We start from the raw sequence: 7637 nt of genomic DNA on the forward strand, positions 1-7637 counted from the left end.
GAGAGCAATTGTTGCATGGTGTGCAACATATGCACAGTATGTACTATGCTCTCTTTGCGGTACTCGAGAACGCCTCCGCGTCACGAGGCGCGCGTCGCCACTGGGGGCGGCGACCGGTGTTCTCGGGTTGCCGTTGCCCTGAGACCGTCAAACCTGGTGACCGTCGAAACCGTTGCGGTGCACCGTAAGTCGTTGCGCACAAACTGACCACATCATGATCGGATGATGAGGAGGGACTCTCCCAGGTGCAGATATCGAAGGTTGTACGCAACGCGTGGTTGCCGCTGCTGATCGTCGCGGTCCTGGTGGTTGGCGGCTTCGCCGTGGCCCGGGTCAAGTCGTTCTTTGGAGCCCACGACACGGGCGTCATGACGAGCCCGCGGCTGGATGACTCCAAGCCCTTCAAGCCAAAGGTCGTCAAGTACGAGGTCTTCGGCTCGGCCCGCACCGCCAACGTGAATTACCTGGACCTGTCCTCTGATCCGAAGCGGGTCGACAATGCGACCTTGCCCTGGACGCTAGTGCTCAGCACGACCGCCCCCTCCGTCTTCCCGAACCTATCGGCGCAAAGCGACGGTGATTCCCTCGGTTGTCGCATCACCATCGACGACGAAGTCAAGGCCGAGAACATGACCGACCGCGTGCACGCCCTGACCTTCTGCTTGGTGAAATCCGCATGAGCGCACACGTTGACGACGCCCGCACCGACACCATCCCCGTGGCCCAAGAACCGGTGCGGGAAAAGATTCCGCGGATCATCCGGACGTTCGCCGTCCCCATCATCCTCGGCTGGATCGCGCTCATCGCGGTGCTCAACGTCGTCGTCCCCCAGTTGGACGAGGTCGGGAAGATGCGCTCGGTGGAGATGACCCCCGACGATGCGCAGTCGGTTGTCGCGACCAAGCGGATGGGCGCGATCTTCAACGAGTACAAGTCGAACAGCTCGGTCATGATCGTGCTCGAGGGCCAAAATCCTCTCGGCGCCGACGCCCACGCCTACTACGACCAGATGGTCAAGAAGCTCGACGCCGACACCAAACACGTTGAGCACGTGCAGGATATGTGGAGCGATCCACTGACCGGGGCGGGCGCGCAGAGCAACGACGGCAAGGCCGCCTACGTCCAGGTGTATCTGGCCGGTAACCAGGGCGAAGCCCTGGCCAACGAATCCGTCGAGTCGGTGCAAAACATCGTCAAGAGCTTGTCCCCGCCCAAAGGGGTGAAGGCCTACGTCACCGGGCCCGCCGCGCTGTCGGCCGACCAGCACACCGCCGGCGACCGCAGCCTGCAGCTCATCACCGCGGCAACGTTCACGGTCATCATCGGAATGCTGCTGCTGGTCTACCGGTCGGTCGTCACCGTGCTACTCACGTTGTTGATGGTGGTCTTCGAACTCTCGGCCGCCCGCGGGATGGTCGCATTCCTGGGCTATTACAAGATCATTGGGCTTTCGACGTTCGCCACCAACCTGTTGGTCACGTTGGCGATCGCGGCCGCCACCGACTATGCGATCTTCTTGATCGGCCGATATCAGGAAGCCCGCGCCGTGGGTGAATCACGCGAGGACGCGTACTACACCATGTACAAGGGCACCGCACATGTGGTGCTCGGGTCGGGCCTGACCATCGCCGGCGCGACCTTCTGCCTGCACTTCACCAACCTTCCCTATTTCCAGACGCTGGGCATCCCGTTGGCCATCGGCATGGTTGTGGTCGTGGCGGCCGCGTTGACGCTCGGTCCGGCGGTGATTTCGGTGGCGACGCGTTTCCGCAAGACGCTCGAACCCAAGCGCACTCAACGGATTCGCGGTTGGCGCAAGATCGGCGCGCTCGTGGTCCGCTGGCCCGGGCCAATCCTGGTCCTGACGATCGGGATCGCCCTCGTCGGGTTGCTGACCTTGCCGGGGTACCGCACCAACTACAACGACCGCAACTACCTGCCCGCCGATCTCCCCGCGAACGAGGGTTACGCGGCGGCGGACCGGCACTTCTCGCAGGCGCGGATGAATCCTGAAGTGCTGATGATCGAAAGTGACCACGATCTGCGCAACTCCGCGGATTTCTTGGTCATCGACAAGATCGCCAAAACGGTCTTCCGGGTGCCGGGAATCGGCCGCGTGCAAGCCATCACGCGGCCCCAGGGCACGCCGATCGAGCACACCTCGATCCCGTTCCAGATCAGCATGCAGGGCGTCACCCAGCAGATGAACCAGAAGTATCAGGAAGACCAGATGGCCGACATGCTGCATCAGGCCGACATGATGCAGACGACCATCGACAGCATGGAAAAGATGTCGAGCATCACCGCGCAGATGGCCAACGACATGCACCAGATGGTCAAGAAGATGCACGACATGACCATCGACATCAACGAATTACGCCAGCACATGGCTGATTTCGAGGACTTCTTCCGGCCCATCCGCAGCTATCTCTATTGGGAACGGCACTGCTATGACATCCCGGTGTGCTGGTCGCTGAGATCCGTCTTCGACGGCCTCGACGGCATCGACATCATGACCGACGACATCGAGAGCCTGCTGCCGATCATGGATCATCTCGACACACTGATGCCTCAGATGGTGGCGCTGATGCCGTCGATGATCGAGAACATGAAGGCCATGAAAACGACGATGCTGACCATGTATGCGACCCAGAAGGGCCTCCAGGATCAGCAGAACGAGGCGCAGAAGAACTCGAATGCGATGGGCAAGGCGTTCGATGCCTCCAAGAACGACGACTCGTTCTACTTGCCGCCGGAGACCTTCAACAACGCCGAGTTCAAGAAGGGGATGAAGAACTTCATCTCCCCCGACGGCCATGCGGTGCGCTTCATCATCAGCCATGACGGCGATCCGATGTCCGCCGAAGGCATTTCGCACATCGGCGCCATCAAGAAGGCCGCCTATGAGGCGCTCAAGGGCACGCCGCTGGAGGGCTCGAAGATCTATCTGGCGGGCACGGCGTCGATCTACAAAGACCTCAGTGACGGCAACACCTATGACTTGTTGATCGCCGGGATCTCTTCGCTGTGCTTGATTTTCATCATCATGCTGCTCATCACCCGCGGCGTGGTAGCGTCGGCCGTCATCGTGGGCACCGTACTGCTGTCGTTGGGCGCGTCGTTCGGCCTGTCGGTGTTGATCTGGCAGCACCTCATCGGCATCGAGCTGCACTGGATGGTGCTCGCGATGTCGGTCATCATCCTGCTTGCGGTGGGCGCGGACTACAACTTGTTGTTGGTGGCGCGGTTCAAGGAGGAGATCCACGCCGGTCTGAACACCGGGATCATCCGATCGATGGGCGGTACCGGCTCGGTCGTCACCTCGGCGGGCCTGGTGTTCGCCTTCACGATGATGACGATGGCGGTCAGCGAGCTGACGGTCATCGGTCAGGTCGGTACCACCATCGGACTGGGTCTGTTGTTCGACACCCTGATCGTCCGGTCGTTGATGACGCCGTCAATCGCCGCGCTGCTGGGCAAATGGTTCTGGTGGCCCCAACGTGTGCGGCAACGCCCGGTTCCGTCGCCATGGCCCAAGCCGAGTGACGAGAAGGCGCCCGAGGAGACCGAATCCCTCGCTCCGGCTAGGTAACCCAGTCCGGCTGCCCGGCGGTGTCGACCGCGGAGAAGTCCTTGTGGCCCAGGCCGGCGGTGGTGCCGCCGTCGACGACGAACTCCGAGCCGGTCGAATAGCTCGATTCGTCGCTGGCCAGGTAGACGACGAGGTTGGAGACTTCCTTGGGCTGGGCAATGCGGCCCAGCGCGGTCTGGAAGATGTCTTCGGGGACCCACTCGGTCATCGGGGTTTTGATGAGCCCGGGGTGGATCGAGTTCACCCGAATTCCGCTGGGCCCCAACTCCAAAGCCGCCGACTTGGTCAGCCCCCGGACGGCGAATTTGGTGGCGGTGTACCCGTGGCAGGCGATGGTGCCGGCGATCCCCTCGATAGAGGAGATGTTGATGATCGATCCCCGTCCGGCTTCTTTCATCGGCTTCACTACGGCGCGGATGCCCAGGAACACGCCTGTCAGGTTGATGTCGAGGATGCGCTGCCACTCCGAGAGCGCGTAGTCCTCGAAGGTGCCGATGTTGATGATGCCCGCGTTGTTGACGAGGATGTCGATGCCGCCGAACTCGCTGAGGGCGGTGGCTACCGCGGCGTCCCAATCCTCGGGCTTCGTCACGTCGAGGTGCAGGTAGCGGGCCGGGTCACCGACCTCGGCGGCGACGGCCTTGCCCTCCTCATCGAGGATGTCACCGAAGACCACCTTGGCCCCCTCGGACACCAGCGTCCGCACGTGCGAGGCGCCCATTCCCCGCGCACCCCCGCTGATGAGCGCGACCTTCCCGGCTAACCGTTCTGCCACTGCCATTCTCCTGTCGTGTCCGTAGTGCTAAGCACCATACGTACCGCAGGTGGTGTATGGCCAGAGCCGGAATTACTCCACGACGTCGAAGACCGCAGCGGCGGAGGTGACGGCCTTATCCGCGTTGCCCTCGTCGTGCAGCAGCATCCGCACGCCGACGCGTCCCGGCCCGCCCGCGTGCGCGGTGCCCTCGACGCGGAACGGACCCACCTTGCCGCGCGACATGAACATGACGTGCCAGCTGACCACCTGGAGCCTTCGCGTTCCGGCGACGCCGGCGGCAAGATCGATCGCCGCGGTTTCGAGGACGACGTGCTGCGGGCCGATGTGCAGCGCGGCGTCCGGGGAAGCCAGTTCGGTACTGAGCTCGGGCAGCACCCAGTGGCCGTCACCGCGCCTGCTCGCGCCGAACGCCTGCCACAGCGGCGGCAGGTCCGGCGAATCCTCGACCACCAGCTCCGTACCCGAAACATCCATCCGGTCCAGACCTTCCGGCGGGATGCCGATGATCGCCCCCTGCCCCTCGTTGAAGGCGATCACCCGATCCGGGTTGTCGGCGTCGACGATCTTGCATCGCCCATAGCCCATGGTGCGGCCCTGGTGCACGATGCCTGACTCGACGATCTCGACCCGGCTGACGTCGTAGCCGGGGTCGACGATCTGCACCGACGCGATGACCGGGTTGGGCACCGCGACCATGTCGGTCTGGCATCCCTCCGGGGAGGAAATGGCCAACGGCGCCACCATGATTCCCCCGGCCTCGTTGCGCATGTCGCGGCGGATGGTGACGGTGTCGTCGACCTCCCCAAGGTCCATCGAGGAGTGTTTGCGACCGATGTAGCGGTAGCTGAGCAGGCCGGTCCAGCGCCGGTACAGCTCGTCGCGGTAGGCGTCCGAGTCTCCCGCCAACTCCCGGATGTCACGAAGTCGATCGCTCAATTCCGGCCTCCTTCAGGCTTTTCCGTGCCGCACCTGGTTGAACGGCACGCCGCGGTCGGCGGCGTACTCGCGCGGGAAGTTCAGCACCCGCTCGCCGATCACGTTGCGCGCCATCTCTGTGGTCCCGCCGCCGATGCTGGCGATCTGACGGCCCAGGTAGCGGGTGCCGATGTCGAGCAGCCCCGCCTCGTCGTCGACCACGGCCGCCGGGCCGGCGACAGCCAATGCGGTGTCGTTTTCGACGTCGTGCACTTCGGCCATGGACAGCCGGATGATCGATCCGGCGGCGGGTGGCAGGGATCCCTTGGTCACGGCGTGGAAGACATGCTCGCTGAGGTGTCGGTGCACGGCGCGATGGACCAGGGCCCTACCCACCATCTCGCGAACTCGTTCGCTGCCGAATTGGCTCGTCTTGTCGACCAGGAACAGCAGGTCCACCGAAATGTCCTCAGCTTCAGCTATTCCCGGCCCGCTGGTGTACTCCGAACCGTCGCCCATGCTTCGACGTTCGTGGTACAGCTGGCGCGAGGCCACCTCCCATCCCTTCCCCGGCTCCCCCACTACGGCGTCGTCGCCGACGTCGACGTCGTCGAAGAATTCCTCGCAGAACTCGACGGAGCCGTTAACCTGCTTGATGCGGTTGATCGTGACCCCGGGGTGCCGAAGCGGCACCAGAAACATCGTCAGCCCTTCGTGCTTGGGGACGCTCCAGTCGGTGCGGGCCAGGCACAGGCCGTAGTCGGCGGCGAACGCCCACGTGCTCCACGTCTTGGCGCCGTTGAGGATCCATCGCCCATCCCGGCGTTCGGCGCGAGTGAGGACGCCCGCAAGGTCCGATCCCCCGCTGGGTTCCGACAGCAACTGCACCAGCACTTCGTCGCCGCGCAGCGCAGCCGCGATGTGCGTGCGCTTCTGCTCCTCGCTGCCCGTGTCGAGGATCGTCGCGCAGCAGATGGCGAAGGACGGAACGTTGAGCATGAGCGGCGTCTCGTAGGCGAGGGCCTCGGCGTCGAACGCCTTCTTGTACTCGTAGCCCAGGCCGAGCCCGCCGTACTCGCGCGGGAAGCAGATGCCGGCGAATCCCCCGTCGTACAGCCTCTTCTGCAGTTCGCGGGCGCGCTGCCAGGAGGACAGTTCGTCGCGCTGCAGGACCATCGCGTCGCCGGAATCCAGCCGCGGGAGGTTGTCGGCCAGCCAGGCCTTGGCCCGGCGCCGAAAGTCTTCGACCGACTCGGACGTCACCGGATGGCCTCCCACTCGAGCCTCGACCTTGTGCTGGGCGACTGTACAGCACCGCTTCCGCGGCTGTACAGGTTTGCGCCCTACGACCGGTTCAGCTCCACCGCGGAGCGAATCAGCGCCTTCAATGCCTCTTCATCGACGGTGTCGCCCTCAGTGAAGTCAATCGCCCGCCGGGTGTTGCCGTCGAGACTGGAGTTGAACAGACCCGAGGGATCCTTGAGCGAGGCGCCCTTGGCGAAGGTCATCTTCACGACCTTCTTGTAGGTCTCGCCCGTACAGATCATTCCGTCGTGATACCAGACCGGAACACCCCGCCACTTCCACTCCTCGACCACGTCTGGGTCGGCGTCCTTGATGAGTTGCCTGATGCGGGCCAGCATCTCGCCGCGCCAATCCCCTAGTTCCTTGATCCTGGCGTCGATCAGCTCTGCGGGAGATTTGTCCTGGGAGTTGGCCATCGTGGCTCGCCCTTCCGATGTTGTCGCTCGACCGCCCCGTGCCCGACGCCGGAGGCGGAGGCCCGTAGTCTGCAGTACTCAGCATGACCGATACCCATCCCTTCGACGACGCCATCCGGCTGGAGACCGTCGACACCCACACCAGGCGCGGGCGCACCCATCCGGAATGGGCCAACATGGTCGGCCCCTTTGGCGGGATCACCGCCGCCATGATTCTGCACGCCATCGAGTCACACCCCGATCGCATCGGCGAGCCGCTGGCGCTCACCGTCAATTACGCCGCCCCCATCGCCGACGGCGACTTCGACGTCTCGCTGCGGACCGCGCGCACCAATCGCTCCAACCAGCACTGGATCGCCGAACTCAGCCAAGACGGTGACGTCAAGACCACGGCGACCGCGTTGTTCGCTATCCGCCGCGACAGTTGGGCCGACACCGAAAGCCGCCCACCGAGCGCGCCCGACCCTGAGCGGCTGCCCGCCACCGATCCGGGCCTCGTTCGCTGGACGACCCTCTATGACATGCGGTTCGCCGAAGGCCCCATGCCCGGCAAAGGCGGGCAGCCGAGCCCCTCGTCGACGACCACCGTGTGGGTGCGCGACGCCGCGCGGCGCCCCGTCGACTATCCGGC

At 64.2% G+C, this 7637-nt stretch carries 7 protein-coding genes; 3 read left to right on the forward strand and 4 right to left on the reverse strand.

The features are described 5' to 3' along the window. Positions 1-245 precede the first annotated feature (245 nt). Both A5711_RS23900 and A5711_RS23905 read left to right on the forward strand, forming a co-directional pair. Complete coding sequence (locus A5711_RS23900; protein ID WP_067950923.1) at positions 246-680, forward strand: MmpS family transport accessory protein; 435 nt, start codon at positions 246-248, stop codon at positions 678-680. Next, on the forward strand, positions 677-3592 hold the full coding sequence (locus A5711_RS23905; protein WP_067950924.1) for an RND family transporter: 2916 nt from the start codon (positions 677-679) through the stop codon (positions 3590-3592). The genes A5711_RS23900 and A5711_RS23905 overlap by 4 nt, the downstream gene beginning before the upstream one ends. On the opposite strand, the gene A5711_RS23910 is transcribed toward A5711_RS23905, so the two are convergent. The 4 genes from A5711_RS23910 to A5711_RS23925 all read right to left on the reverse strand — a co-directional run bounded on the left by A5711_RS23910 (position 3585) and on the right by A5711_RS23925 (position 7006). Beyond that, positions 3585-4367 (reverse strand): SDR family oxidoreductase, encoded by a 783-nt coding sequence (locus A5711_RS23910; RefSeq protein WP_067950938.1) that lies wholly within the window; start codon positions 4365-4367, stop codon positions 3585-3587. The genes A5711_RS23905 and A5711_RS23910 overlap by 8 nt on opposite strands. Before the next feature lie 72 nt (positions 4368-4439). Then, positions 4440-5306, reverse strand: a complete 867-nt coding sequence (locus A5711_RS23915; protein ID WP_067950925.1) for a hypothetical protein — start codon at positions 5304-5306, stop codon at positions 4440-4442. Between the two features lie 12 nt (positions 5307-5318). Beyond that, positions 5319-6548: an acyl-CoA dehydrogenase family protein gene (locus A5711_RS23920; protein ID WP_067950926.1), complete on the reverse strand. Its 1230-nt coding sequence runs from the start codon at positions 6546-6548 to the stop codon at positions 5319-5321. Between the two features lie 80 nt (positions 6549-6628). After that, positions 6629-7006 (reverse strand): DUF1801 domain-containing protein, encoded by a 378-nt coding sequence (locus tag A5711_RS23925; RefSeq protein WP_067950927.1) that lies wholly within the window; start codon positions 7004-7006, stop codon positions 6629-6631. Between the two features lie 83 nt (positions 7007-7089). Here A5711_RS23925 and A5711_RS23930 point away from each other — a divergent pair. After that, positions 7090-7637, forward strand: a 548-nt coding sequence (locus A5711_RS23930) for an acyl-CoA thioesterase II (RefSeq protein WP_067950928.1), incomplete at its 3' end; no start/stop codon positions are given.

Source organism: Mycobacterium sp. E2238 (assembly GCF_001672665.1).
Classification (GTDB): Bacteria; Actinomycetota; Actinomycetes; order Mycobacteriales; family Mycobacteriaceae; genus Mycobacterium.